This window comes from Brevibacillus borstelensis (assembly GCF_037834415.1).
GTDB classification, from domain to species: domain Bacteria; phylum Bacillota; class Bacilli; order Brevibacillales; family Brevibacillaceae; genus Brevibacillus; species Brevibacillus borstelensis_A.
Map to the genome: position 1 here is coordinate 44,653 of NZ_JAUMSJ010000008.1, position 25,285 is coordinate 69,937.

Annotated in this window: 27 protein-coding genes and 1 riboswitch; of the genes, 8 read left to right on the forward strand and 19 right to left on the reverse strand. The window is 55.9% G+C overall.

The genetic code is table 11. From position 1 onward, the window contains the following. Position 1 precedes the first annotated feature (1 nt). The 10 genes from Q3F21_RS09535 to cobO form a co-directional block, all read right to left on the reverse strand. The gene (locus Q3F21_RS09535; protein ID WP_340251760.1) at positions 2-652 is read right to left on the reverse strand and encodes a precorrin-8X methylmutase; all 651 of its coding nucleotides are present in this window, start codon (positions 650-652) and stop codon (positions 2-4) included. A 106-nt stretch (positions 653-758) separates the two neighbouring features. Then, the gene (gene cobK / locus Q3F21_RS09540) at positions 759-1,541 is read right to left on the reverse strand and encodes a precorrin-6A reductase (RefSeq protein ID WP_340251762.1); all 783 of its coding nucleotides are present in this window, start codon (positions 1,539-1,541) and stop codon (positions 759-761) included. Positions 1,542-1,554: 13 nt separating this feature from the next. Beyond that, positions 1,555-2,511, reverse strand: coding sequence for a sirohydrochlorin chelatase (locus tag Q3F21_RS09545; RefSeq protein ID WP_340251764.1), 957 nt, complete (start codon positions 2,509-2,511; stop codon positions 1,555-1,557). Between the two features lie 90 nt (positions 2,512-2,601). Then, positions 2,602-4,308: a precorrin-3B C(17)-methyltransferase gene (gene cobJ / locus Q3F21_RS09550; RefSeq protein ID WP_340251766.1), complete on the reverse strand. Its 1,707-nt coding sequence runs from the start codon at positions 4,306-4,308 to the stop codon at positions 2,602-2,604. Positions 4,309-4,360: 52 nt separating this feature from the next. Continuing rightward, on the reverse strand, positions 4,361-5,317 hold the full coding sequence (cbiB, locus tag Q3F21_RS09555; protein WP_340251768.1) for an adenosylcobinamide-phosphate synthase CbiB: 957 nt from the start codon (positions 5,315-5,317) through the stop codon (positions 4,361-4,363). Continuing rightward, the gene (locus Q3F21_RS09560) at positions 5,318-5,956 is read right to left on the reverse strand and encodes a histidine phosphatase family protein (RefSeq protein WP_340251770.1); all 639 of its coding nucleotides are present in this window, start codon (positions 5,954-5,956) and stop codon (positions 5,318-5,320) included. Beyond that, a complete protein-coding gene (locus Q3F21_RS09565; protein ID WP_340251772.1) occupies positions 5,953-6,771 on the reverse strand; it encodes an adenosylcobinamide-GDP ribazoletransferase in 819 nt (272 codons plus the stop codon). Before Q3F21_RS09565 ends, Q3F21_RS09560 begins: the two co-directional genes overlap by 4 nt. Further along, positions 6,768-7,307, reverse strand: a complete 540-nt coding sequence (gene cobU, locus Q3F21_RS09570) for a bifunctional adenosylcobinamide kinase/adenosylcobinamide-phosphate guanylyltransferase (RefSeq protein ID WP_340251774.1) — start codon at positions 7,305-7,307, stop codon at positions 6,768-6,770. The genes Q3F21_RS09565 and cobU overlap by 4 nt, the downstream gene beginning before the upstream one ends. Next, positions 7,304-8,410 (reverse strand): threonine-phosphate decarboxylase CobD, encoded by a 1,107-nt coding sequence (gene cobD / locus Q3F21_RS09575; protein ID WP_340251776.1) that lies wholly within the window; start codon positions 8,408-8,410, stop codon positions 7,304-7,306. Before cobD ends, cobU begins: the two co-directional genes overlap by 4 nt. Further along, positions 8,410-8,958 carry a cob(I)yrinic acid a,c-diamide adenosyltransferase gene (gene cobO / locus Q3F21_RS09580; RefSeq protein WP_340251778.1) on the reverse strand — a complete coding sequence of 183 codons (549 nt, stop codon included), beginning with the start codon at positions 8,956-8,958 and terminating at the stop codon, positions 8,410-8,412. Before cobO ends, cobD begins: the two co-directional genes overlap by 1 nt. Positions 8,959-9,113: 155 nt before the next feature. Continuing rightward, positions 9,114-9,315, reverse strand: a riboswitch (cobalamin riboswitch). A gap of 278 nt (positions 9,316-9,593) precedes the next feature. Here cobO and Q3F21_RS09585 point away from each other — a divergent pair. From Q3F21_RS09585 to Q3F21_RS09615, 7 genes are all read left to right on the forward strand, one after another. Continuing rightward, complete coding sequence (locus Q3F21_RS09585) at positions 9,594-10,298, forward strand: M15 family metallopeptidase (RefSeq protein WP_340251780.1); 705 nt, start codon at positions 9,594-9,596, stop codon at positions 10,296-10,298. A 68-nt stretch (positions 10,299-10,366) separates the two neighbouring features. After that, positions 10,367-11,980, forward strand: a complete 1,614-nt coding sequence (locus Q3F21_RS09590; RefSeq protein ID WP_340251782.1) for an ABC transporter substrate-binding protein — start codon at positions 10,367-10,369, stop codon at positions 11,978-11,980. 28 nt (positions 11,981-12,008) lie between these two features. Continuing rightward, the gene (locus tag Q3F21_RS09595) at positions 12,009-13,013 is read left to right on the forward strand and encodes an ABC transporter permease (RefSeq protein WP_340251784.1); all 1,005 of its coding nucleotides are present in this window, start codon (positions 12,009-12,011) and stop codon (positions 13,011-13,013) included. 11 nt (positions 13,014-13,024) lie between these two features. Beyond that, entirely contained in the window at positions 13,025-13,903 is an 879-nt protein-coding gene (locus Q3F21_RS09600) for an ABC transporter permease subunit (protein ID WP_340251786.1), read from the forward strand. Between the two features lie 13 nt (positions 13,904-13,916). Further along, on the forward strand, positions 13,917-14,891 hold the full coding sequence (locus Q3F21_RS09605) for an oligopeptide/dipeptide ABC transporter ATP-binding protein (RefSeq protein WP_340251788.1): 975 nt from the start codon (positions 13,917-13,919) through the stop codon (positions 14,889-14,891). Positions 14,892-14,898: 7 nt separating this feature from the next. Then, positions 14,899-15,693 (forward strand): ATP-binding cassette domain-containing protein, encoded by a 795-nt coding sequence (locus tag Q3F21_RS09610; protein WP_340251790.1) that lies wholly within the window; start codon positions 14,899-14,901, stop codon positions 15,691-15,693. A gap of 39 nt (positions 15,694-15,732) precedes the next feature. After that, on the forward strand, positions 15,733-16,263 hold the full coding sequence (locus Q3F21_RS09615) for a cupin domain-containing protein (protein WP_340251792.1): 531 nt from the start codon (positions 15,733-15,735) through the stop codon (positions 16,261-16,263). Positions 16,264-16,441: 178 nt separating this feature from the next. Here Q3F21_RS09615 and Q3F21_RS09620 read toward each other — a convergent pair whose 3' ends face one another. From Q3F21_RS09620 to Q3F21_RS09630, 3 genes are all read right to left on the reverse strand, one after another. Beyond that, positions 16,442-17,980, reverse strand: coding sequence for a DHA2 family efflux MFS transporter permease subunit (locus Q3F21_RS09620; RefSeq protein ID WP_340251794.1), 1,539 nt, complete (start codon positions 17,978-17,980; stop codon positions 16,442-16,444). A 160-nt stretch (positions 17,981-18,140) separates the two neighbouring features. Continuing rightward, the gene (locus tag Q3F21_RS09625) at positions 18,141-18,830 is read right to left on the reverse strand and encodes a hypothetical protein (protein ID WP_340251796.1); all 690 of its coding nucleotides are present in this window, start codon (positions 18,828-18,830) and stop codon (positions 18,141-18,143) included. Between the two features lie 116 nt (positions 18,831-18,946). After that, entirely contained in the window at positions 18,947-19,516 is a 570-nt protein-coding gene (locus Q3F21_RS09630) for an FAD-dependent oxidoreductase (RefSeq protein WP_340251798.1), read from the reverse strand. A 208-nt stretch (positions 19,517-19,724) separates the two neighbouring features. Here Q3F21_RS09630 and Q3F21_RS09635 point away from each other — a divergent pair, with 208 nt between their 5' ends. Next, positions 19,725-20,330 (forward strand): TetR/AcrR family transcriptional regulator, encoded by a 606-nt coding sequence (locus tag Q3F21_RS09635; RefSeq protein ID WP_340251800.1) that lies wholly within the window; start codon positions 19,725-19,727, stop codon positions 20,328-20,330. 169 nt (positions 20,331-20,499) lie between these two features. Here the strand turns inward: Q3F21_RS09635 and Q3F21_RS09640 are convergent, their stop codons facing one another. The 6 genes from Q3F21_RS09640 to Q3F21_RS09665 all read right to left on the reverse strand — a co-directional run bounded on the left by Q3F21_RS09640 (position 20,500) and on the right by Q3F21_RS09665 (position 25,188). Continuing rightward, positions 20,500-20,694, reverse strand: coding sequence for a hypothetical protein (locus Q3F21_RS09640; protein ID WP_340251802.1), 195 nt, complete (start codon positions 20,692-20,694; stop codon positions 20,500-20,502). 51 nt (positions 20,695-20,745) lie between these two features. Further along, positions 20,746-21,060, reverse strand: coding sequence for a cytochrome o ubiquinol oxidase subunit IV (gene cyoD / locus Q3F21_RS09645; RefSeq protein ID WP_340251804.1), 315 nt, complete (start codon positions 21,058-21,060; stop codon positions 20,746-20,748). Between the two features lies 1 nt (position 21,061). Beyond that, complete coding sequence (cyoC, locus tag Q3F21_RS09650; protein ID WP_340251806.1) at positions 21,062-21,682, reverse strand: cytochrome o ubiquinol oxidase subunit III; 621 nt, start codon at positions 21,680-21,682, stop codon at positions 21,062-21,064. Then, positions 21,682-23,652 carry a cbb3-type cytochrome c oxidase subunit I gene (locus tag Q3F21_RS09655; protein ID WP_340251808.1) on the reverse strand — a complete coding sequence of 657 codons (1,971 nt, stop codon included), beginning with the start codon at positions 23,650-23,652 and terminating at the stop codon, positions 21,682-21,684. Before Q3F21_RS09655 ends, cyoC begins: the two co-directional genes overlap by 1 nt. Positions 23,653-23,675: 23 nt before the next feature. Next, positions 23,676-24,629, reverse strand: a complete 954-nt coding sequence (gene qoxA, locus Q3F21_RS09660; protein ID WP_425341236.1) for a cytochrome aa3 quinol oxidase subunit II — start codon at positions 24,627-24,629, stop codon at positions 23,676-23,678. A gap of 349 nt (positions 24,630-24,978) precedes the next feature. Next, positions 24,979-25,188, reverse strand: coding sequence for a hypothetical protein (locus Q3F21_RS09665; RefSeq protein ID WP_340251813.1), 210 nt, complete (start codon positions 25,186-25,188; stop codon positions 24,979-24,981). Positions 25,189-25,285: the final 97 nt, after the last annotated feature.

The window sequence follows — 25,285 nt, forward strand, 5'->3', positions numbered from 1 at the left end:
ATTATCCCTGCCGTTCCGCTATCAGCGAGAGTGCGTTGAGCGCAGCCACGGTCACAGGACTGCCGCCTTTTCGCCCGATGTTCGTAATGAAAGGCACGTCCAGCTTGGCCAACTCTTCCTTGGACTCAGCCGCCGACACGAAGCCGACCGGCATCCCGATGATCAGGCCCGGCTTCGCCTCTCCCTCTTTGACCAGCCGGATCAACTCCAGAAGCGCTGTCGGTGCGTTGCCGATCGCGAAAATGCCGCCCTCGGCTTCCTTGACCGCTTTGCGGATGGAGATGATGGCACGCGTGGTGTTCAGGCGCTTCGCTTCTTCCATGACATCCCTGTCGGAGATGTACACCTTCACTTCGCCGCCGAACTTTTCAATCCGGTTCTTGCTGATCCCGACCTGGACCATCTGCACGTCAGCCACGACGATCTTGCCGCTCCTGATCGCCTGAATGCCCGCTTTCACCGCGTCCGGGTGAAATACGAGACTGCGCCCCAGATCGAAGTCAGCCGCAGCGTGGATGACGCGCTGCACGACAGGGTACTGTTCCTCGGTGAAAGGATGCTCTCCGAGTTCTTCGGTGATGATTTGAAAGCTTTTTTCCTCGATCTCTTGCGGTTGTACGGTCAAAGGCTTGAATTCCGTGCGAAAATCCATGGTATGCTCCTCCTTTGTATGGGGCTTTGGCTGCGGCAGGCCGGTTTGTTTGGGCCATGCCGAACGTTTCGATCTTGCCTGCTTGCTTGCAGACCGACTCCCCCGTTTACGCGTTTTGCGACAGGGGCAGCAGCTGTTTCAGCTGGCCAATCACCCCGGCAAAATCAGAAAACTTCGTTCCATAGTCGATCTTCGGCCGGGCGATGACGATCGTCTCGATGCCCATTTCCAGCGCAGCTTCCACCTTTTCGTCAAAAGCGCCTACCTTGCCGCTCTCCTTGGTGATCATCAGCGTCACTTTGTAATGGTCGTAGAGGGCCTTGTTCAGTTCCTTGGAAAACGGGCCCTGCATGGCGACGATGTTCTTCTGCTCGATGCCCAGCTCCTCACATTTTTGCATGTTGTCGGTGCGTGGGAGCATGCGGGCCACCAGCGTCGTATCCGGCAAGCCCAAGAGCCGGTCGGAAAAGATTTTCAGCGTTTTGCTGCCAGTCGTCAGCATGATCACGCCCCGTTTTTCTGCCGCGATCTCGGCGGCTTGGACGTAGTCCTCGGCGAAGATGATCTTCTCGTGCCCCGGCGATTGGACGCTTTCACGTTCGTACCGGATGTAGGGAACTCCCGCTGCCTCCGCTCCGGCCATCGCGTTTTTCGACGCTTCCTCGGCATAAGGGTGGCTGGCGTCCACAACCGCTTGAAAGCCTTTCTCCCGGATCAGCGCCTCGATGTCCGCGGATGTCAAACGGCCTACCTGCACGGGCAGTCCCGCTTCCTCGATGCTTTTGGCCGCGTTTTCGGTAACGACTGTGGCAAGCAGGTCATATCCGGTTTCCTTGATCGACAGAGCCAGCTCCCGGGCGTCGCTCGTTCCCGCCAATACCAGAATCATCGCTCGTCCCTCCTTATTTCTTTACGTGGTGATGCTCATGGTCGTGGCTGTGGTGATGATCATGATCGTGGTCGTGGTCGTGATCATGGCTGTGCGCGTGACCGTGGCTATGGCCGTGATGATGATGGTGCCCGTGGTCATCGTCGTGATGATGGTGGTGATGGTCGATGTGCTCCATCGCCGCAAGACGGTACTGACAAGTATCGCAATTCAGTTTGACTTCTCCGTGCAGCGCTTCTTCCACCCGGTCCTTCAGCACTTCCTTGAGCAGCGGATGGAAACCGAAGTACTCCGCCAGCGTAAATTCAGCCTCCGGATAGCGAGTGCGGAACTGTTCGAGCTGGTCGGCCATCCGTTTGATCAGCACACCGGTAAACAGGAAGTACGGCAGGACGACGATGCGGCGGGCTCCCAGTCTGAGGCAACGCTCGATCCCCTCTTCGTACAGCGGGAAGGTCACACCCATGAAAGCCGTCTCTACCCACTTCGCCTTCCAGCGCTCCCAAAACAGCCGGGACATTTTGTAGATGTCGCTGTTCGCGTCCGCATCGCTGCTCCCCCGGCCAATGATCAGAACGGCTGTGTCCTCGTGCTGCTCGCCGGATGCAAAGCCCGCTTCCTGCATGCGGGTCGCCAAAATATTCAGCACCTCTTCGTGAATGCCGATCGGGCGTCCGTATATAAATTCCACATGCGGATACTTCGCCTTCGCTTCGTCGATCGCCGCCGGAATATGAATCTTGGCGTGACCGGCCGAGAATAAAATGATTGGAATGACGGCCACCCGGGTGGCTCCCCGCTTTACGCAAGTCTCCAGTCCCTGAAGCATATCGGGACGTTCGAATTCGAGAAAGCACGTCTCCAAAATCGGAACGTCGATTTCCGGCGTAAGTGACGCCACAAACTGCCTTACCTCTTCATTTCCCTCGGGGTCCTTGCTCCCGTGTCCGACAAACAGTACCGCGTCCATCCTGATTCCTCCTCGTTTTTCTGCTTCCAGTCCAATGCTTCAGCTCCCGTGCTGTTCTCCTTCACCGCCGGAATTGCTGCCACTTTGCGTCTAGTCGCCGCAAACAGCGTTTTCGATTTTGGGAATGGCGGGCTCTCTCCACACGTATCCCTCGAGCTCGCCGACCCTTTGGAAAAATTTGTGGAACCTTTCATTCGGGAAGGCTTCCCGCTTGTATCTGTCAATAATTCGCTCGATCAAGGGAACGATTTCCTCCGGATCGATCCCTTCCGCCACCGGCAAACCGGAATGAGCCGTTCTCCCGACGGTTTTGGCCCCGAGAAACAAATCGAATTTGCCCTTGCGGAAAACAAGGCCGATATCTTCCTGAACCGCCCCGTAACAGGCCATGCCGCAGCCGTTTACGCCGATCTTCAGCTCTTTTGGCATTTCTTTTCCGCCCAGCTTGCCGTGAATCTCCTCCGCGTACGGAATCGCGTCTTTTTTCTCTCCTTCGCAGAAGTCGCAGGCCTTCACCTGCAGGACATCTCCGACTGGAGTCAGGATGAGGCCGAGGCCGAGGAGCGGTGCGGTCACCTCTTCCGGATTGCTGGTCGGAACGCGCAAAATGATCTGGTGGTGAGGCGTGTATTCCAGCTCCCCTTTTTGTCCTGCTGCCTGGGCCAGCGCCATCATCTGCGCCGGGGTAAATTTTTTGTTGGCGACTCCCGGACTTACCGCGCATTCAAAAATCATTTCCGGAACGAAGACGGGACGATTTGACTGACCGGAGGATGCGGGCGAAACGTCTGTCTCGATGCCCCTCGACTCGTTCACTGTCTGGAGTGCCTGGGCCGCCCAGTCAAACGGCGTCAGCGAGTCGGTCCCCTCTTTAGGCTGCGGTGCCAATCCTGCCGGCACGCTTGCGGTTACCGTTTCTGTCGCCTGTGGCGCGTCTGGCGTCGTTTGTTCTGCGGCGTTTTGCGCAGCCGCTTCCAGCGACCACGGCTCGTTTTCCACGCGCAGCCGCTGATGGGGCTTCAGTGTCTGCTCGTCTGTACTGAGCGTATACTTCCGCTGGTAGCCGCGCGGGGTGATCATTTTCCCGTCGTAGACAAACGTGGACGAGTTGCCGATGATGACCGTCGTCAGCATGCCGATGTCGTGGTTGAGCATCTCCGAAAGCGTCGTGATGACGATGTGCTCCCGTTCCCGGTAGGCGCTTTTGACGATCCCGACCGGCGTGTCCGGGGAACGGTACTGCAGCAGAATGCGCTGTGCTTCGACGATCTGTCGGGTGCGCCGTCCGCTGCGCGGGTTGTACAGCGCGATGACAAAGTCGGCCATGCCCGCCGCGTCGATCCGCTTGGCGATCAGCTCCCACGGGGTGAGATGGTCGCTCAGGCTGATCGTGCAGGCGTCATGCATGATAGGCGCGCCGAGCAGGGCTCCGCAGGAATTGATCGCCGATATCCCCGGTACGATCTCCACCTCTACGCCCTCCGCCGACGTCCAGCCTTTTTCCACGAGCACCTCGTAAACGAGTCCGGCCATTCCGTACACGCCCGCGTCCCCGCTGGAGATCACGGCCACCTTTTTGCCCTCCTCCGCCTGGCGGACGGCTTCGCGCGCACGCGTCACTTCCTCGGTCATCCCGGTGCTGACGATCTCCTGATCGGTCAAAAGCCCTCTGATCAGGTCCACGTAGGTGGTGTACCCGATGATGATGTCGCACTCTTCGATCGCTTCCCGCGCCCGTTTGGTAATATGCTCAAAGCTGCCCGGCCCGAAGCCGATCACAAACAGCTTGCCGCTCATAAAAAGTCCCCCTTTCACCTTCTCGCCTGTACTTTAAAAAACGCGGTACTCCTCATCGATGCAAAACATAAGCGATAGCCGCCAGACCGACCGTGCACATGATCGAGGTCACGGTCATCATCCGAACTGTAGCGGCAATATCGTCTGCACACAGCGGACGAAGCGGATCGCCCAGCTTGGCCCGATGGGATGCCACGCCCTGATAGTAGTTCAGTCCGCCCAGTTGAACGCCCAGCGCACCGGCGACCGCCGCCTCCGGCAGTCCGCTGTTGGGGCTGGGATGAAGCCTTGCGTCCCGCCGCATGATGCGGTAGCATCGGCGCCAGTCCAGCCGCTGCAGCCAGCTCGCTCCTACCAGCAGCAACGCGGTGAGGCGGGCCGGTATGTAATTCAATACATCGTCGAACCGGGCGGAGGCCCAGCCGAGATTCGCGTATTGTTCGTTTTTGTAGCCGACCATGGAATCAAGCGTGTTCGCCGCGCGATAGGCCATCGCCAGCGGGGCGCCTCCGATGGCGGCGTAAAAGAGCGGAGACACGATGGCATCGACGATGTTTTCCGCCACCGTCTCCACCGCCCCGCGGCTGATCTCGGCCTCGTCCAGATGCTCCGTGTCCCGTCCCACCACCATGGAAAGCGAGCGGCGGGCCATCGCAAGATCGCCGGCCAGCAGATGACGGCCAATTTCCAAGCCGGCATCGGCCAAGCCTTTCGTCGCGATCGTCGTTGCGATCAGCCAGATTTCCAGAGCGATGGCCAGCCAGGGATGAATAAGCCCTGCGCCGTACACAAGACCGGCGACAACCGCATAGCTGCCCCCGACGATCAAGAGGGGAAACAGCAAGCCTGCCGCTTTCAGCCCGCTCTCCTGCTTGACAAACCGCCGGACGACGCGCTCCAGACGAACAATAAACCATCCCATGATCACCACGGGATGCGGCAGGCTGCGCGGGTCGCCGACCACGCGATCGAGCAGGTAAGCCGCCATTATGAGAAAAGCGGTTGTCATCTATGCTTCCCTCTCTTCCCTGATGTCGATTGCATGCGCTGCCTGCTTCCATTTTCCCGAAACGTGCTCCACGATCATCGCCTGGCCGTGACCGAGCCCTTTCATGTGCCAGTACTGGCCCGGGTCCTCGTGCAGCCAAGCGGCCTGGAACCAGCGGATGACACCGCCGTGCGTCACCAGAACCACCGTCTGATCGCTCTTATCTGCCCCGTCAGTATGACTCCATTGACGCAAAAAACGATTCAACCAGCCATCCACCCGGTTGCCCAGCTGCGTCAAGGTCTCTCCGCCGGGAGGAGCGACGTGGAACGGATCTTCGTACCAGCGGCTTGCCTGTTGGCTTTCCCGGACCATCAGTTCCTCGTAGGTAAGCCGTTCCCATTTTCCAAAGGACAGCTCTCGCAGCTCCGGGACACGTATCGGATCCATCCCCCAAAACGCTGCCAGCCGATCAGCCGTCTGCACGCAGCGGAGCAGATCGCTGGTGAAAAAGCGGGCGGGCCTCTCATGCGCGAGCTGTCTGGCGAGCAGCGCCGCCTGTTCCATTCCCGCTTCGTTCAGCGGCACATCCGTATGCCCGAGATAGCGCCCCTCGCGATTTTCCTCTGTTTCTCCGTGCCTGATCCAGATCCATCTCAACTCCACCAGCTCCCTGCCGCGACAAGCAGCATGACCGCTTCGCTGCTTTCGATGATCGCGCCGTAGCAATCGCCCGTCAGGCCCCCGAGCCGGCGGGAGATTCCGCGCGCAAACCAGAGGCTAAACAAAAGCGAGATAGCGACAGCCACCGCCGCCTGAATGCCGGCGATCCACCAGCCAAGTCCCAGGACAGCCGCGTAGGCTGCGACAATGTGCCAGAGCCGGAGCCCTTCGCTGATCCCCTTTCCGACGCCGTTGTCGGAAGAGACGTATGGCCAGTAGCGAATCGAGAGCAGTACATGCGCGCGGGCCGCAAACGGGATAAGGACAAGCAGGATGGAGCTGCTATAGAGCGTCAGCCCTTCCGCCTGTGAGCCATCGGCTGTCAAACCGGACAACTTTGCCTGGCTTGCCGGATTTGCCAGCAGACCCGCAAGCTCCGTTATTCCTGCCGTTTTCAAAAGAAGCAGCAGGATTGCGGCCAGGACTGCCATGGCCCCCGAGCGGCTGTCTTTCATGATCTCCAGCATGCGCTCTTGCGTGCGGCTGCTGCCGAGACCGTCCGCCAGGTCCATCCACCCGTCCAGGTGGAGCCCCCCTGTAATGTACACCCAGGCCGCACACGTCAAGACCGCGGCGATCAGCGGCGAAAACGCCCATAATGCCGCCTCGTGGACGGCCCATAGCAGGCAGCCGACCACCAGCCCTACAGCCGGGTACCAGGCGACACTGTCCCGCCACGCTTTTTCCGACGGCTTTAGCCACGGAACGGGAATGCGCGTAAAAAAAGTAAGCGCGTGATAAAATGCGTTCATCCTTTCAGCCTCCAGGGGATCCCGGCGATGACGGCATAGACGGTGTCCGCCTGGCGGGCGGCTTGCTGATTGACATCTCCCAAAATATCGGCAAACCATCGTCCCAGCCTGGACATCGCAACCCCGCCAAGACCCACTTCACTCGTTACTGCGATCACTGTCTGACCGCTTTGCGCGACCGCATCCAGCCACTCTTGCGCCTCTCCCAATACCTGATTCGTAATGCGTTCATCCCGCCACGCCTGCTCCGGGATGTCCATCAGGCGGCCGCTGACCCAGGTAGAGAGGCAATCAAGCAGGACAACACTGTAGTTTTCAGCGGCGTTGATCGATTCGGACAGCCGCCCGCCGAGCTCGCATAATCCCCAGGTGTCGGGACGGCGCTCCCGATGCCGCTCGATTCGTCTGGCCATCTCATCATCCCACGCTTTGCCTGTCGCCACATACAAAACGTCCTTCGCCGCTTCATGGGCCAATGCCTCGGCGAACCGACTCTTTCCCGAGCGGACGCCGCCTGTCACCAAAATAAGGCTCACGGGCGCGCCCCCCTTTTTTCCATCACATCGCGAAAGGCGGTCAGCAGCCGTTCATTTTCGGACCGCGAGCGGACAGCGATGCGAAAATCGCGGGCGGTCAGGCCGGGATACATGGCACAGCTGCGGATCAAAATGCAGCGCCTGCCCATTTCCTCTTGCAGCTTTGTAGCGTTTATTCCTTGCGGAGAGCGAACGAGCAAAAAGTTGGCCTCTCCCGGCCATGTCTGCCAGCCAAAATCCGTCTTCAGCCCCTCCGTCAGAAAGCGGCGTTCCTGTGCGATGAGGCGTCTCGTCTCTTCTTCGTAATCCGACTCCCGCAAACACATTTCTCCGGCAAGCAAAGCCAGACCGTTGACGCTCCAGCTCACCTGTTTGCTCCTCATCCTCTCGATCAGCGCAGGGTGCCCGATCGCATAGCCGAGACGCAGCCCCGGGATGGCGAACATTTTGGTCATGGAGCGCATCAAGAGGACGCGCGGAAATCGCTCAAGCCGATCCGCGAGGGAAAACTGCCTCGCTTGGTCAACAAAATCGAGAAAAGCTTCATCGACAATCAAATGCGCATCCGTTTCATTTGTCCATCCGGCCATCTGCAAAAGCTCGTCCGGTTCATACAATATGCCGGTCGGATTGTTCGGAGAACCGACAAAGACGAGCTGCGTCTCCTGAAAGAGCCGATACAGCTCCTCTGCGGCCGGCTTGAAACCGTTCTCTTCCCGTCCTGTGCATTCCACGACGCGGGCGCCGAATTGGCGGGAAAGTTGGGCATATTCGGAAAAGCAAGGCGTCACGACTCCTACACATTCCGGCTGCAGAGCGAGGATCGCCAACGCCATCGCTTCTGCCGCTCCATTGGCCGGCAAGAGAGAGGCCTCCGGCAGCTGGAGATGAGCCGCCAGGGCACACTTGAACGAGCGATGGCCGGGATCGGGATAGCGGATGACCGCGGAAAGCGACTGGCCGAGCGCTTCCAAAACACGCTTCGGCGGACCGAGCGGATTGATGTTGGCACTGTAGTCAAGGAACGCTTCCGCCGAGACGCCGAAGCGCTCTGCGGCCGTGACCAGATCCCCGCCGTGGCCGTAGGTCTCCAGCAGCCGCATCAGTACTCAACCCCCAATACAGCGGGAATCCCTTCGTCATAGTAGTGCTTGACCGCCTTCATCTCCGTCACGAGATCAGCCATTTTCACGATCTGTGGCTGCGCATTTCGACCGGTGATGACCAGGTGAACGTGGCGCGGTCTGTTGCGGAGCGTTTCCAGCACGTCAGCCAGCGGAAGCACATCATTGATCGGAAAACGGTCAATCGCCAGCGCGTTGTTCAATTCGTCGAGGATGACCACATCGTACTCGCCGCCCAGCACCTTTTCCCGGGCAAAGCTCCACGCCTCCTTCAGAGCGCTGCGATGCTCCTCCGGCGTTTTGGTCCAGGTAAAGCCGACACCCATTTGCCTCATTTCGATTCCGAGGCGATCGAACACGATTTTTTCTCCGTAGGTGCGTTCAGGCGATTTGATAAACTGAATCATCAGAACGCGTTTTCCTCTCCCTGTCGCCCGCACGGCCAGACCCAGCGCAGCCGTCGTCTTGCCTTTTCCGTCGCCCGTGTAGACCAGCAGCAGCCCTCGTTTTTTGTCCGCCTTGCTCATCGAAAGCCCCCCTCCTTCATTCTCCGCAATCCTTTGGCTCGAACGTCGCTTCCTGAAACAAAAAAGCGCCCTGCCCCCCTTTGGAAAACAAAGGGAGACAAAGCGCGGAAAGTTCGCTACAACGTTCCACCTCTTCCTTTGACCCGAAGGAAATCAGTGCTCATGCAAGACAGGCAGGTCTCCTGGCTCGAGAATCGCCGCTTTCCTTCTCCTTCCCGTCCCCTGCCGGGGTCAGTGGATGGCAATCGCCTTGAAGGAAAACTCCTCTCTTACAGTGGCGGGACCGCGTTGGAATTTCACCAAACTTCCCTTTTAACTTCGCTTCCTGACAAGGTACCGTGGGCAGGAAGCAAAGACCTGTTTGCGCGATATGGACATGTTTAGCCAGCCAATGACTGGCGCTTGCTATCATCATAACAAAAGTGGGCACGGATAGAAAGAACAAGCTGAGCATTCCATGCAGCTTGGGAGAGATGTGGCGGCGATGCCCCGATTCGAAGACGAATGGCATGCTCCGCTCCACCTGTCGATAGGGCTGCCTGAAATTCAACAAATGAAAAATAAATGCAGTTTACTAAAGTTTTCTTCTTTGCTAGGATGGTGGAAAACATATCCACAGACAGGAGGCGGTCCAGATGAAACTGAATATTCCGATTCCTCCGGAGCAGCCGCATCTCTTCTCCCAACCGCTCCTTGCAGAATGCGGTGAAGCGATGCTCCCCCTCTCCACCTTGTCCGAGAGGATTGCCGTTTGGCCGATGTACTACAAGCAAGGCTACGACGGAACCACGCCCGAGGCCTACTTGCGGAAAAGCGCCGCTCTTCGTCTGATGCAAGCGGCTGAACGGCTGCCGGACGGTTATCGCCTGGTCGTCTTTGACGGCTGGCGCTCTTATCAGGTGCAAAGCTCCCTGTATGAAAGATTCAAACAGACGCTGCTAGAGCAGGGCTGGGAGGATGGAGAGGCGCTCCGGGCCGAGCTGAGCAAATTTGTCGCCGTCCCCAGCACAGACGTCCAAAGGCCCTCCCCCCATTTGTCCGGCGGAGCTGTCGACCTGACGATCGAGGGCCCTGATGGATGGCTCGACATGGGAACAGACTTTGACGATTTCAGCGAGCGGGCCGCTACCCGTTTCTATGAAAATGCCGCCCCGAACGAAAAAGCGCAAACGATCCGGGACAACAGACGCCTTCTCTATCACCTGATGACCGAAGCCGGTTTCGTCAATTATCCCAAAGAGTGGTGGCATTACGAATACGGCACGATTTCCTGGGCCAGACAGACCAATGGGCAAGCGATCTACGGCGGAATCTTGGAAATTGTTGGCGAAAATAGTTGAATAACCTCATTTTTTGCAATATATTAAAAATATATTAAATTTATCACAATTGTTGGGGGTTGATCTCATTGAAGCGCAGATGGTCATTTGTCCTCACCAGTCTCGTGCTTGCATGTTCGATGCTCGTCACCGCTTGCGGCACGCCTGCGAGCCAGCCTCAAGCCCAGAACAACTCGCCGGAATCGCCGGCCAAAACCGAGCCTGCCGGACCCAAGACAGCGGCAGATACGCTGTTCGTTGCGATCAACGCCGATCAGGGAACGCTCGATCCTGCCGTCACCTTTGACAACGCCGCATGGAAAATCACCTATCCCGCCTATGAACGTCTCGTCGAATACGACGGGGAGTCCACGGAGGTAAAGCCCGGTCTCGCCAAGGAATGGAAGGTGAGCGAAGACGGCCTCGCCTGGACCTTTGCACTTGAAGAAGGACATACATTTGCCGACGGGACTCCGGTCACGGCAGACGCCGTCAAGTTCACCTTTGACCGCACGCTCGCCATCAAGAAAGGCCCGGCAGACGTGTACAGCGTGATCAAGGAAGTCAAAGTCGATTCACCGGCACAAGTTACCTTCGTACTCTCCAAAAACTTTCCGCCATTCCTCTCGACTCTCGCAGCCAACTACGGCGGTATCGTCAATCCGAAGGTCAAAGAAAAAGAACAAAACGGCGATCTGGGCCAAAACTTCCTGGCCAACAACACGATGGGCAGCGGCCCCTACCAGCTTGCCGAATGGAACAAGGGCGAGTACCTCAAGCTCACCGTCAACCCGCACTCCTCAGTGAAACCCGCATTCCAAACCGTTTACTTCAAAATCGTCCCGGATGCCACGGCACAGCGCCTGCAGCTGGAGCAAGGCGAAATCGACATCGCGGAAGGCATCCCGAACGAGCAGCTGAAAGCTGTCAAAGAATTGCCCAACGTAGAAGTCCTGCAAAAACCGAGCCTGTTCGTCGACTACGTGTACGTCAACTCTTCCAAAGGAAACGCTGCGCTCAAAAATCCGAAGGTGCGCCAGGCATTGAGCTATGCGATCGACTATGACGCCCTGACCGAGTCTGTTCAGGAAGGCTTCGCCACGCAAATGCGCGGTCCGATTCCAAAAGGACTGTGGGGCCATGACGAGTCCGCCCATCAGTACAAGCGCGATGTGGAAAAAGCAAAAGCGCTGCTCGCGGAAGCAGGCGTCTCCAACCTGACCCTCGACCTGCTGTATTCCGACAACAAGCCGTGGTGGGAGACAGAAGCGCTCACCCTGCAGGCGTTTTTCGCTGACATCGGCGTGAAGCTGAATCTGAAAAAGATCGCCTACGCCACCTCCCGCGAGATGATCGACGCCGGCGAATTCGACCTCGCGCTGGGAGTTTGGAGCCCGGACTTCGGCGATCCGTACATGTTCATGAACTACTGGTTTGATTCCGTCAACTTCGGTCTGGCCGGAAACCGCGCCTTCTATAAAAACGACAAAGTGGACGAGCTGGTGCGCAAAGCCGCCTCCGTCAACGACAAGGCGGAGCGCGAAAAGCTGTACAAGGAAGCGCAGACGATCACCATCGATGAAGCGCCGTACTTGTATCTCTATCAAAAGGACTTCCTCCTGCCTGTCAGCAAAAACGTCAAGGGCTTCGTCTACAATCCGATGCTGGAGGGCATTTACAACCTGGCGGAAATGTCCAAATAACGCCTTTTGACAAAGGAGTGCTTTCCTCATGAAACAGATCATCCTGAAACGTCTCACCATGCTGGTGCTGGTGCTCCTCGGGGTTACATTGATCACCTTTTTCCTCTCTCATGTAATCCCGGGAGATCCGGCGCGGATGATGGTGGGACAGCGCGCCAGTGAGGAAACGCTGCAAGAAGTTCGCCGTCAATTGGGCCTGGACCAGCCGGTCTGGGTCCAATATCTTACCTACATGAAAGGGCTTTTTGCAGGTGACTTTGGCAACTCAATTCGTACGCAGCAACCCGTCGTCCATGACCTGATCGCCTTTTTCCCTGCGACCCTGGAACTTGCCATCACCGCATTTATCATCGCGATCGCCATCGGGATTCCGCTCGGGGTCCTGTCCGCTGTGAAAAAGGATACGGGCTGGGATCACTCCAGCCGCTTTTTCTCCATCGCCGGAATCTCCACGCCTGTCTTTTGGAGCGGCCTCGTCGGCATCCTGATCTTCTACAAGTTTCTCGGCGCGCTGCCGTCCAGCGGCAGGCTGGACCTGACGATCCCGCCTCCGGCCAAAATTACCGGCCTCTATCTGTTGGACAGTTTGATCACAGGGAATTGGGCCGCGTTTACAAACAGCTTGTGGCATCTGATTCTCCCAGCGTTTACCCTGGCGTTCGCCCAGCTGGCGATCGTCACTCGCCAGGTCCGCTCCAGCATGCTGGAGGTACTCGGACAGGAGTACATCCGGACCGCGCTGGCCAACGGCATCCACGGCCCCGTTCTTTTGCTCAGGTACGCCCTGCGAAATGCGCTGATTCCGACGGTTACCGTCGTAGGTCTTTCCTTTGGTTCCCTGCTGGGCGGAGCGGTCGTGACCGAAACGATTTTCAGCTGGCCCGGCATGGGGAAATACGTCGTCGACTCGATCGCTTTTCTCGACTTCCCGGCGATGATGGGCTTCACCTTTGTCATTTCATTCGGGTACGTTGTGATCAACCTGCTGGTTGACCTCACTTATTACACGCTAGACCCGCAAATCAAGGAATAGGAGGGGCCACCATGTCCAGTCTTTCGGCAAAAGCGAATGCTGCCCTGCCGCCCCGCAAGTCAACCCTCTTTTGGTTCCGGTTGCGGCGGAGCCCGCTGACCTTGCTTGGCTTGTTTCTGCTCGCGATGCTGCTGCTCTTGGCCGTGTGCGCGCCGCTCATTTCCCCGCATGATCCGACCCGGATCAATATTGTGGAGCGTTTCTCGCCTCCGTCTGCTGACCATTGGTTCGGGACAGACGAGGTAGGCCGGGATATCTTCACCCGCATCCTGTACGGCGCCCGCCTGTCGCTCGGAGTCGGCGTAGCGGTCGTTCTCTCCGCCGGACTTGTGGGCACGATCATCGGTGCGGTCTCCGGTTACTTCGGAGGCCGGGTCGACCAGATCATCATGCGGATGATGGATATCGTCCTCGCGTTCCCTTCGCTTGTCCTGGCGATGGCGGTAGCCGCTGTACTCGGTCCCAACCTGCAAAACGCCATGCTGGCCATCGCCATCATCAAGATTCCGGTCTACGTCCGGCTGGCCCGGGCGGAAACGCTCGCGCTGCGGGAAAAGCTGTACGTCAAGGCGGCAGCGACTTTCGGCATCAAGCCTTGGCGAATCATCTTGCGCCATATCATTCCCAACGCCGTCTCGCCCGTGATCATTCAGGTCACACTGGATATCGGGGATGCCATCCTGCTCGTCGCGACACTCGGCTTCCTCGGCCTGGGCGCTCAGCCCCCCACGCCGGAATGGGGCGCGATGATCAGCATCGGCTGGAAATACCTGCTTGACTATTGGTGGTACCCCACCTTCCCGGGACTTGCCCTGTTCCTCGCTTCGTGCGGGTTTAATCTGATCGGTGACGGCATCCGGGACATCCTCGATCCGAAAGCTAACCGATAGGGAGAGATAACCTATGCTGCTTACTATCAACGACTTGTCTGTCGAATTTTCCTCCATGCAGCAGACTGTCAAAGCGCTGAATCACGTCTCTTTTTCCATCGATCAAGGGGAGATCGTCGGCATCGTGGGCGAATCCGGCTCGGGCAAGTCCGTTACGGCGCTGACCATACTCGGTCTGTTGGATAAAAACGCGACCATCAAGAGCGGGGAAATTCTTTATAAAGGAAGAAACGTCCTTCAGCTCGGAAAAAAGGAGCAGCAATCGCTCCGCGGCAAACAAATCGGCATGATCTTCCAGGAGCCGATGACGGCCCTCCATCCGACGATGCGGATCGGCGACCAGCTGGCCGAGGTGATTCACCGTCACCGCGAGATCGCGTACAAGGAAGCGTACCGGCAAGCCGTCCTCAGTCTGGCGGAGGTACAGATCAACGAGCCTGAGCTGGTTGCCCGCAAATACCCGTTTGAGCTGAGCGGAGGGATGCGCCAGCGGGTCGTGATCGCGCTGGCGATGTCGGCCCCTCCCGACCTGTTGATCGCCGATGAGCCTACCACCGCTCTGGACGTGACGATCCAGCACGAAATCCTGAAGCTGATGAAGGAGTTGGCCGCCAAACGCGGCACCTCGATCATGCTGATCACCCACGATCTCGGCGTGGTTGCGGAGGTATGCCAGCGCGTCGTCGTCATGTACGCGGGCGAAGTGGTCGAAACGGGAACGACCGACGAGGTGCTCGCCCGCCCGGTCCATCCGTATACACAGGCCCTGATCGGCGCCTTGCCAGACCTCGCTTCTCCTGATCAGCCGCTGCACGCGATCACGGGGGAGTCTCCCGATTTGCGGAACCTGCCGCCCGGCTGCGTTTTCGCGCCGCGCTGCGCACGCGCATTGCCGCTCTGCCGCGAGGACCATCCTGTTTTGGAGCCGGTACCGGGCTCGCTTGAGGCATCGACGGGTACACATCAAGTCGCTTGCTGGGTGAGGTGATTTACATATGGAAGCACTGCTGCAACTGTCCGGCGTCTGCAAGCAATACGGGAAGGGAAGCCAGCTGTTTCACGCTGTCGCTGACGCCGCTTTCTCGATCTATCCCGGCGAAACGTTTGGCCTGATCGGCGAATCCGGTTCCGGCAAAAGCACGCTGGGAAAAATGGTAACTGGATTGGAACATCCGACTTCAGGGTCCATCCTTTACGAGGGAAGTCCGCTTTGGACCGGAAAAAAATTCAACAGAAGGAAGCCCGGCGAAATGCAGATCGTCTTTCAGGACCCGCAGTCCTCTCTCGATCCGCGAATGACGGTTCAGGACATCATCCTGGAGCCGCTGTGGGCCCTGCCAGCCGAAGAGCGGAGGCAAAAGGGAAGGATGGAACGGCTGCACGCCCTGATCGCCCGGGTAGGGCTCAAGCAAGAGCATCTGCCCCGCTATCCCCACGAATTCAGCGGCGGCCAGCGCCAGCGGATCGCGATCGCACGGGCGTTGATCACGGATCCGACGTTCGTCATTTTGGATGAACCGACCTCTGCGTTGGACGTCTCTGTCCAGGCGCATGTCCTCAATTTGTTGAAGGAGTTAAAACGCGAACGGGGCCTGACCTATCTCTTCATCTCGCACAACATGGCGGTCATTCGCTACATGTGCGACCGGATGGCTGTGATGCAAAAGGGAAAAATCGTGGAGACCGGAACTGTGGCGGAAATTTTTGAACGCCCGCAGGAAGCCTACACGAAGACCTTGCTGTCGTCGCTGCCCAGCCTGCATAAGGAGAGCTTCTCTTCTGCCACCTAATAAACCAGACTAGCTTCTCATAAAAAGAAGGTCGATACCATGTTCAACGGAGCGGAACTTCGAGAAATCCGCAAGCAAAAGCAACTGACCCTGCAAAATCTCGCTGACCGGACCGGTCTCAGCATGAGCCTGCTTTCCCAAATCGAGCGCGGACTGGTCGATCCCACCGTAGGAACGTTTTGGAAAATCTGCTCTGCTCTCGATGTGCCGATCAACCATTTTTTTAAGGCAAAGGACGACGAAGAACCTGTCATCCGGCGAGATCAGCACAAAATCATCCAGCTGAAGAACACTCACGTCAAATACCATGTTCTCACGCCGATTCAAGCCGGCAAAATCGAATTTTTGCTGATCGAAATCGAGCCCGGGGAGACGCTGGAGCAGGAGCAGATTTCCCATTCCGGCGAAGAGTGCGGCTTCATTCTCAAGGGGGAGCTGAAGGTGCTGCTCGCCGACCGCGAGTACCATCTGTACGAAGGCGACAGCATCGGCTTTAACAGCTCGTCGCCTCACCGGTTCATCAACCCCGGAAACTCCGTATCTCTGGCGATTTGGGCGCGGGCTACCTAGAATGGTTCGAGATGGAGCAGAGCCACTTCTGATCGAAAAAAGCTCCGAGGCATGCCAAGAAGCCTCGGAGCTTTTTGCTGTCGTTTATTGCGCTCCCTTCACAGGGTAAAATGCGGGCACAAGCGCGATGAGTTCGATGTTTGCCGCTTGCCAAGCTTTCGGATGTCCTGCCCGCCGTCTATGGTCGATCTCCGGCAGGCTTGGGCTTGTTCGCCTGTGCCGCTGGAGCGAGTACCCGCTCCCTACCCATCAGCAGGATAAACAGAACGGCCAAAATGGCGGGGACTAGCGCCCAGAGAAAGGTGTGTGCGATGGAGCTTGCCAGCGTCTCCGTTATTTTTTCCAAAACGGGAGCCGGAATCTGGGCCCTTGTCTCCGGCGAGAGTATGGCCCGTGGATCGGCGAGGGCACCGCTCGGAATCGCACTGCTATTTCCCGCAAAAGCGGCATGCAGACCGCTTTCAAACAGATTGCGCTGAAGGATGCCGAAGATCGTGACCCCCAGCGTCATGCCGAGCGAACGGAAAAAGGAGTTGGTCGACGAGGCAGACCCGCGCTGCCGCATGTCAAAATTGTGAATCGCCGCCATCCCCAGAACGGAAAAGGAAAACCCGACGCCAAAACCGGTGAGAATCATGTAAATCGTTACCATAGCTCGGGAGGTTTCCGGCGAGAGCGTCCCGAGCAAAAGGAGCCCCGGAACGAAAAATGCGGCAGAGATCAGCATAATGCTGCGGAAGCTGATCTTGGTCGTCAGCATCCCTCCTGTCTGGCTGCCGGCAACCGAGCCAAGCATCATCGGCGTGAGCAGCAGGCCGGAGTTGGTCGCGCTTCCGCCAAACACGCCTTGTATAAAGATCGGAATGTAAACGGTCGCAATGATAAAAGCCGAACCGTAAAAAAGCGCCACGCCGTTGCTTGCGGCAAACAGCCGCTTTCTGAACATGGCAAACGAAATAATCGGCTCGGCCACCTTTCGCTCAACGGTCATAAAGACGGCAAACAGAATCGCAAACACGGCGAACAATCCGATAATCTGGACGGAGTTCCATGCGAACTGGCTGCCGCCAAGCTCCAGAGCAAACATCAGACTGACAACCGCTCCGACCAGGGTGATCGCTCCCCACCAGTCAATGCTTTGCTTGTTGTGGGAAAGCGACTCCTTGTAGTGCAAGCTGATAAAAAGCAGGGACAAGAGCCCGATCGGCACATTGATATAAAAGACCCAGTGCCAGCCGAAGTAATCGGTTATGTACGCGCCAAGGAGCGGTCCAAAAACGCTGGATGTGCCAAAAACGGCTCCGAATAGACCCGTCATCTTCCCCCGTTTTTCCGGAGGGAAAATATCAAAAATGATGGTGAAGGCAATTGGCATCAGCGCGCCTCCGCCAATCCCCTGAATCGCCCGGTACACGCTCAGCTCGATAATGCTGTTCGCTGTCCCGCACAGGATGGAGCCAAGCAGAAAGACGGCGAGGCCAAAAATGTAAAACCGCTTGCGCCCGTACATGTCGGACAGCTTACCGAAGATCGGCATCCCCGCCATCGTGGCTACCATATAGGCAGAGGTGACCCAGACGAATTTGTCCATTCCCCCCATCTGGGACACGATCGTCCCCATGGCTGTAGCCACGATCGTATTGTCCATCGATGCCATCAGCAGACCGAGCAGGAGCCCGGCTACCACAAATCCCGTTTTGCTTTCTTTCGCAATCACGCCGCACTCCTCCTATTTGCATGCTTGCCTACGAATAGATTGTAATCCAGGTTGACCTGTTGTTATGAAAGAAAAACAGCGCACATGACATGGCGCTGTAAAAGGAAGATCGCTGGTCAAAACGCGGTCAGCGGTTCACCCGCTCTCTCCATCGGCCTTATCAGCGGGGATTGCTGTAATGCGTGGTCACAGGCGGTTGAAAGCCCGCCTGCTGGCTCTGATACATCTTGTATGCGGCTTCCGACATCGGTTCCACCATCGGCGTAATCTCTCCGGTGTATATATTTTTCGAGAACGGCATATTAAAGGTTCGCACCCCATCGCTTTTGCGCATGATGGAGCCGTCGGAGAGCTCGACCCAGTTGCTTTGGTAGCTGCCGTAATCGACTACATAAATACCTTCGTCCGTATAAAACGGAGTATTGTAGTCAGGAGAGGATGCCGGCGACTGCTGCGTCTGTTCCTTTGGTGCCGGCGATTTCTTTGCTGCCTGTTTCTTCGGCTGCGCCTTTTTTCTGGCGGTCGCCGTCTGAGAGGCCTTTTTGGCCGGAGACTTGGCAGCCGCCGATTGGGCCGTCTGCTTCTGTTCGCCCGCCCCCGCAGCTTGCGCTGGAGTGGAAGAAGCGCTATTCTCTTTATTCGCGAATGGCTGAAAAGCGACCTGCGCCTTTTTCGGGTCTTGGTTGGAAAAATCAGTTCCTGCTGCTGTCGCCTGCACCCGCGGACCGGGTCCGATGTTTGGCTCTGCTGCCTTTGTCCCCGCCGATACTGACTTGATCAGCGCTGGCCAAATGTACGCATTGAGACCCAACAATGCTACCATCAATGTAATCCCCAGGACTTTTTTCATTGTATTCAGCTCCATAAGTAACCTGATCTTTGTGGCGATTTGATCTACCCAAATCAAAAATGACTTCAGAACTATTATACAAGAAAAAGGTACCGGGTGAAGCAATAAATGGATGATTAATTTGTCTGCAATATGTCGTGATCGACGTACCTCTCGCCGTTCAGCTCGCTGATTACATTGATCGCTACCTTGGCTCCGTCCCCGGCTGTAATAATCGTATGGACGCTGGCCCCTGCGCAAGTACCGGCAGCCCAAAATCCAGGCACATTGGTCTTCCCTGCCGCATCGGCATCGACGACTGTTTTGATCCGCGGCTCGGTGCCGGGCTTTGTCGCCACCCCGGCTTTTTCCGCAAGCTCGACCAGAACGCCGGTAGCCAGGATGACATGCTTGGCTTCATACGTCGCGTTTTCTCCCGCGGTAATCGCAAAGCCATCGCCTGATTTGGATATATCGGTTACTTGAGCAGCGACCAGCTCAGCACCGAAGTGCGCCGCCTGCTTCTTTCCCAACTCCACCATATCCGGTCCGGTAATACCTTCCACCCCGTAATGATTCTCAATCCAAGCCCGTTTGGTCATGCTTTTGTCATTGTCGAGAAGCAAAGTGCTCTTTCCCGCCTTGGCCGCAAACAACGCTGCGCTGGCCCCGGCCGGACCTGCTCCAATAATGGCGATATCGTACATAACGTAAACACACCCTTTCTGGACTTCTCTTAATCAACTTAATTATATATTAAGTAAGAAAAATAGAAACCATTTTTTACTGTTTTTCTCGCTGTTTGTTTACATTTCCTTCGGCGGCTCTCCCCGTTCTTGACGCCAGCTCCATAGTAGTGTTAAAAATAACTGATCAGTTACATTTCTCGTTGTTTCATTTTTGGAGGGAACAAGCATGGATGCACAAGAACGAAGCAGAACCGCAAAAGGCGAGGCCAGCAGACAGCGGCTGCTTGCAGCCGCGACCGCCCAGTTTGCCCGCAAAGGCTATCCGCATACCAGAGTCAGCGACATCGTCAAAGCCGCCGGATTGACCCAGGCCGCTTTTTATCTCTATTTTCCGAGCAAAGAAGCCATCTTCGCAGAGCTGGTGGACAGCTTTCGCAGGAAGCTGGGAACGCTCGCCCAAGCCGCCGGAAAAGTGACCTCGCTTGCTCCGGGAGAGGCAGCCGCCCAAATCAAAGAAAATCTGCGAGCCGTCTTCGCTTTCCTGCAATCCCAGCCCGAACTGACCCGGATCGCCTGGTTTGAATCCCCGGACGCAAAAGAAATGAAGGAAAAAGTAATCGCGCTATTGAGTGCCCACATCCTGAGCAATCAGCAAGCCGGCCATATTCGCAAAGAGCTCGTCCCCGAAGTGGCCGCCTACTGTATCATCGGCATGATTGACCAGTTGGCGGAACGGTGGATCGTGACCGGAGAGAAACAGCCGGAGCAGCTGACAGAAGAAATGTCCGAGCTGCTGCTCCACGGCGTGCTGGCGTCATCGCCAAGCAGATGAGGCTTTATCCAAAAGCCACCTTGTTCAATGATTAGCTAGATTACGTAGATTGATATTCGCTGTTTTGAGTTACTATCCGAAAAAAAGTCCCAGGCTTTAATCTCTTATCTTCCCGAGATTTCTTGCAAAAAACGGCTACGAAAGAGAAGCATATTTCCAGACGGAGCGACTAGCGTAGTCCAGCCCAGCTCCACACCGGTTCGCGGGAAAAAGGAGCGTAACCCTGAATACGCTTCGGAGCGGCTGCTGCTTTTACGCTCCCCCGCGAATCGGCGTGGAGCGGACAGTCCACGCTTCCTCGCAGGACGAAGACCGGAGCGCAGTCTGGAAATATGCTTCTCTCCACTACGGCTACTTTTCCCACGCAAAAAAGCGCCCCCCATATCGGGAAGCGCTTTGTCTTCGCTTTCGTACCTTAGTACTTGTTAAAAGTCATGATCCAGATAGAGCCAGCGACGATCGTAAACACGATCACCAGCCCCAAGATCAAGGTCTGCACATTGTACCGCGGCTTTTCTCCCTCTCTGATATGCATGAAGAAGAACAGCTGGACAATAAATTGCAAGATGGCCATCACCATGATCGTGATCACGAGTGCCGTCTTTTCGAGCATGTGGTTCATGACCAGCACAAGCGGGATAATGGTCAGCACAATCGACAGAATAAAGCCGATCACATACGATTTGAGCGATCCATGATTGTGATTGTCTCCATGGTTTTCATGATGCATCCTACATCACCCCCAACAGATAGACGACCGTGAAGAGGAAGATCCACACGACGTCCAGGAAGTGCCAATACAAGCTCAGGTTGGTCACTTTTCGGCGGGTAACGGGAGTAATCCCGCGGCGGGCGAGCTGGATCATGATCGCCACCATCCAGAACAAGCCTACCGACACGTGCAGACCGTGCGTACCGACCAGCGTATAGAACGCGGAGAGGAACGCACTGGTGGAAATGGTCGCACCCTCATGCACCATGTGCACAAATTCGGTAACCTCCAGCCCGATAAAGGCCAAGCCAAGCAGTGCCGTAACAATCAGCCAGCCGATCAGCTTTTTCACGTTTCCTTTGTTCATCGCCAGTACAGCCAAACCGCTGGTGAAGCTGCTGGTCAACAGGATAAAGGTCTCCGCGATGACACCCGGCATTTGAAACAATTCCTTGGGTGTCGGGCCACCAGCGTAGTTGTGCATCAGCACCGCATAGGTGGCAAACAGCGTACCAAACAAAATACAGTCGGTTACAACGAAGATCCAGAAACCAAGCACTTTGAGCTGCTCATGATCTTCATGACCATGATCGTGGTCGTGCCCGTGACTATGGTCGTGATGTTTTGCCACTTGTTGCATTATACAACCCTCCCCAGTGAAGCCTCCGTGCTGCGCACTTCATCCACCGGTACGTAATAATCCGTATCATATTGGAAGGAACGCGCCCACATCGACAGGGCCACGCCAATAAATCCAATCACGGCAATCCATACCCAGCCGAACGTAAAGCCAAATCCGACCAAGAACCAGAAGCAAGACATGATAAACGGAATGCCCGAGTTTTTCGGCATATGGATCGGTTCCAGATGCACAGGCTCTTTTTTATGGGTGCCGTTTGCCATCGCTTGTTTTGTATGCCACCAGTCGTCCGCTTCTTTCACCTCTGGCACGACGGCAAAGTTGTAAAACGGCGCCGGAGACGGAATGGACCATTCCAGCGTGCGTCCGTTCCACGGATCGCCCGTGGTGTCGCGTTCGCCGCGCTTGATGCTGTAGACGATCTGCCATACCTGGAAGATGAAGCCGATCCCCATCAGGAACGCGCCGACGGTCGAAATCAGGTTGAGGTCCGCCCAACCGCGGTCCCATCCATACGTGTAATAGCGACGGGTCATACCCATGAAACCAAGTGCGTATTGCGGCATGAAGCAAACGTAGAATCCGATGTTCCAGAACCAGAAGCCCCATTGTCCGAGCTTCTCATCCAGCTTGAAGCCGAACAGTTTTGGCCACCAGTAGTAGATGCCTGCCAGGTAACCGAACACGACCCCACCGATCAATACTTGGTGGAAGTGAGCGATCAAAAAGTAGCTGTTGTGGTACTGGTAGTCCGCTGGAGCGACAGCCAGCATGACGCCAGTGGCTCCCCCTACGAGGAAGCAAGGGATAAACGCAATCGTCCAAAGCATCGGCTGCTTGAACGAAATCCGGCCGCGGAACATGGTGAACAGCCAGTTGAACACTTTCACCCCGGTCGGAATCGCGATGACCATCGTCGATATCGCAAAGAACGCGATGACGCTAGCGCTGGTTCCCATCGTGAAGAAGTGGTGAGCCCAGGTGAAGAAGGAAGCAATCGCAATCGTCATCAGAGCCGCGACCATGGATTTGTAGCCAAAGACCGTTTTCTTCGAGAATGTAGCCACGACCTCAGAGAAAATACCAAAGGCCGGCACTACCACGATATACACTTCCGGGTGTCCCCACATCCAGATCAGGTTGAGGTACATCATCGGGTTGCCGCCGCCGTCCATGGTGAAGAAGTGGGCACCGGCAAAGCGGTCCAGGAAAAGCAAAGCCAGCGTAACCGTCAAGATCGGGAAAGCAAAGATGATCATGATGCAGCTTGACAGTACAGACCAGCTAAACAATGGCATCTTCATCAATTTCATGCCTGGAGCGCGCATTTTCAAAATGGTCACGATAAAGTTGATCCCCGTGGCCAAACTACCGATACCGGAGATCTGAATCCCCCATATCCAGAAGTTCTGACCAGGTCCCGGACTAAAATCATTTTCCGACAGCGGCGGGTACGACAGCCAGCCGGCATCCGGGGAACCCCCGATGACAAACGACAGGTTGAACAGCATCGCACCGAGCATGAACAGCCAGAAGCTGACTGCGTTCAGGAACGGATAGGCAACGTCCCGCGCGCCGAGCTGCAGCGGAACGACCATGTTGAACAAACCGAACATCATCGGCATCGCCATGAACAAAATCATGATCGTACCGTGTGTCGTAAAGATGGCGTTGTAGTGATCCGAGTGCAAAAACTCCACATTGGGGAATGCCAGCTGCAGACGCATCAGAAGGGCGTCAACCCCGCCCCGGAACAGCATCAGCAACGATGCGATCAGGTACATGATCCCGATCCGTTTATGGTCGACGGTGGTCAGCCATTCGCGCCACAGCCAACCCCATTTTTTATACTTGGTCAGGACAAAGACGATCGCGACCACGGTAAGGGCGATGGAAACATCTGCGCCGTAAATCAGCGGATCACCTGTAACAAAGAACGTGGATGCAAAATCCTTTATGTTTTCCCACACTTGGTATTCCTCCTCCCTCTCAACTAGTGGCTGTGATGATGGGTTTCTGTCGAAGAAGCCTCATCTGTCTTGCTGCCTTCCTGTTCGGTTGCAGGCGCCGGTTTCTTCATGACATAGTCCATGTCATGTCCATGGCTGTGCTTCATGACGATTTCTTCAAACAAACCCTCAGGGAATGCAGAATACGTCTTTTTATCAGTCAAGCCAGGCTTTCTCAGCACTTCGTAATCTTCCCTCTTCATGACAGGCGTGGTGTGCTTCACTTGCTGCACCCATTGGTCGAATTCTTCCTGCGGTTTGGCCACGACTTTGAATTCCATATGAGCGAACCCTTCGCCCGTAAAGTTGGCTCCTCTGCCGTAGAACTCGCCCGGTTTGTCCGCTTGCAGGTACAATTCAGTCGCCATGCCGGACATCGCGTAAATTTGGCCGCCAAGCTCCGGTACCCAGAAGGAGTTCATAGGACCATCCGCCGACAATTGGAATTGAACAGGGACACCCGCAGGAATCTCCAAGTAGTTAACCGTTGCGATGTTTTGCTCAGGGTAAGTAAACATCCATTTCCAGTTCAGAGACGTAACCTGAATGGTGATCGGTTTCACCGCCTGGTTCGGCGATTCTTTCAACACATAAGTATCCCGCACCGTGAAGTATCCCAGAATCGCAATGATGATCACCGGAATGCCCCACCAAATAACCTCAAGGGTTGTACTGTGTGCCCAATCCGGCTTGTATGGTGCTTTATTGTCCTTTGTATCCCGATATCGATAGACGATAAAAGCAGTAAGCGCAAGAACCGGAATGATGATGATCGCGCACAATATCACGGAAATCATAATGAGATTGTACTGCGTCTCTGCGACAGGCCCTTTCGGATTCAGGACAACGTAATCGCTCCCGCATCCCGACAACAGGACGCTGGCGATGATCGCCATAATCCAGAAGCCCATCTGACGAAACGTCTTCGCTCTGTTCATTTCTTCTACCCCTTCCTCGTTCGCCACAGAAAAGGAAACGATCGTCCCCAATTTGTTCACATGAATTAAACTTTTCTTCGCCTTCACATACTAACAGACAGAGCGATTTTCCGCAGTGGGTTTTGAACACCGTTCAACATTCTGTCTTTATTTTGTTACAAAGTGTTCAAGAAGGGTTCACGAGTTGATCATATTATTGTTATGGATCTCCTCCATTGGATTTTATCTGCCAGAAATGGTCATGATTTCAGTAAAACTAAAAAAGCGGATGCTGCCGTTGTGGCACGCATCCGCTTTTTCCGCTCGATATGAAATTGGCAGATCGGATTCTTTCCTTAATAAGACTGGTTCAATTTTTCGGTTCCAGATGCAGCAGGCGGAAAACAACGCTGAGCAGGAAAATGTTCGACGCTGCGATCAAAAATCCGATCGCCGCCATCAGTCCGAAGTTCTCTGCTCTGAAATCGCTTACATTCGCAACAAATAAAAGCGCGCCGATAAAGCAAGTGATCAATGCGAACCATTTGAGTGTGTTTGCAGCTTTCAATCCGTTATTCATAACACATGACCCCTGTCTTTGTGTTTTCGAAATATTTGTTACTCACATTGTAACACATTTTTCACTTGTTGTTCACTTTTTGTTCAAATTTTTTTCA

What these genes read in the sequence shown, in the direction of transcription:
- Q3F21_RS09535 (WP_340251760.1), bottom strand. Translation starts at nt 652, where the DNA reads ATGGATTTTCGCACGGAATTCAAGCCTTTGACCGTACAACCGCAAGAG.
- cobK (WP_340251762.1), bottom strand. Translation starts at nt 1,541, where the DNA reads ATGATTCTGGTATTGGCGGGAACGAGCGACGCCCGGGAGCTGGCTCTG.
- Q3F21_RS09545 (WP_340251764.1), bottom strand. Translation starts at nt 2,511, where the DNA reads ATGGACGCGGTACTGTTTGTCGGACACGGGAGCAAGGACCCCGAGGGA.
- cobJ (WP_340251766.1), bottom strand. Translation starts at nt 4,308, where the DNA reads ATGAGCGGCAAGCTGTTTGTGATCGGCTTCGGGCCGGGCAGCTTTGAG.
- cbiB (WP_340251768.1), bottom strand. Translation starts at nt 5,317, where the DNA reads ATGACAACCGCTTTTCTCATAATGGCGGCTTACCTGCTCGATCGCGTG.
- Q3F21_RS09565 (WP_340251772.1), bottom strand. Translation starts at nt 6,771, where the DNA reads ATGAACGCATTTTATCACGCGCTTACTTTTTTTACGCGCATTCCCGTT.
- cobD (WP_340251776.1), bottom strand. Translation starts at nt 8,410, where the DNA reads ATGCGGCTGCTGGAGACCTACGGCCACGGCGGGGATCTGGTCACGGCC.
- cobO (WP_340251778.1), bottom strand. Translation starts at nt 8,958, where the DNA reads ATGAGCAAGGCGGACAAAAAACGAGGGCTGCTGCTGGTCTACACGGGC.
- Q3F21_RS09585 (WP_340251780.1), top strand. Translation starts at nt 9,594, where the DNA reads ATGAAACTGAATATTCCGATTCCTCCGGAGCAGCCGCATCTCTTCTCC.
- Q3F21_RS09595 (WP_340251784.1), top strand. Translation starts at nt 12,009, where the DNA reads ATGAAACAGATCATCCTGAAACGTCTCACCATGCTGGTGCTGGTGCTC.
- Q3F21_RS09600 (WP_340251786.1), top strand. Translation starts at nt 13,025, where the DNA reads ATGTCCAGTCTTTCGGCAAAAGCGAATGCTGCCCTGCCGCCCCGCAAG.
- Q3F21_RS09605 (WP_340251788.1), top strand. Translation starts at nt 13,917, where the DNA reads ATGCTGCTTACTATCAACGACTTGTCTGTCGAATTTTCCTCCATGCAG.
- Q3F21_RS09610 (WP_340251790.1), top strand. Translation starts at nt 14,899, where the DNA reads ATGGAAGCACTGCTGCAACTGTCCGGCGTCTGCAAGCAATACGGGAAG.
- Q3F21_RS09615 (WP_340251792.1), top strand. Translation starts at nt 15,733, where the DNA reads ATGTTCAACGGAGCGGAACTTCGAGAAATCCGCAAGCAAAAGCAACTG.
- Q3F21_RS09625 (WP_340251796.1), bottom strand. Translation starts at nt 18,830, where the DNA reads ATGAAAAAAGTCCTGGGGATTACATTGATGGTAGCATTGTTGGGTCTC.
- Q3F21_RS09630 (WP_340251798.1), bottom strand. Translation starts at nt 19,516, where the DNA reads ATGTACGATATCGCCATTATTGGAGCAGGTCCGGCCGGGGCCAGCGCA.
- Q3F21_RS09635 (WP_340251800.1), top strand. Translation starts at nt 19,725, where the DNA reads ATGGATGCACAAGAACGAAGCAGAACCGCAAAAGGCGAGGCCAGCAGA.
- cyoD (WP_340251804.1), bottom strand. Translation starts at nt 21,060, where the DNA reads ATGCATCATGAAAACCATGGAGACAATCACAATCATGGATCGCTCAAA.
- cyoC (WP_340251806.1), bottom strand. Translation starts at nt 21,682, where the DNA reads ATGCAACAAGTGGCAAAACATCACGACCATAGTCACGGGCACGACCAC.
- qoxA (WP_425341236.1), bottom strand. Translation starts at nt 24,629, where the DNA reads ATGAACAGAGCGAAGACGTTTCGTCAGATGGGCTTCTGGATTATGGCG.
- Q3F21_RS09665 (WP_340251813.1), bottom strand. Translation starts at nt 25,188, where the DNA reads ATGAATAACGGATTGAAAGCTGCAAACACACTCAAATGGTTCGCATTG.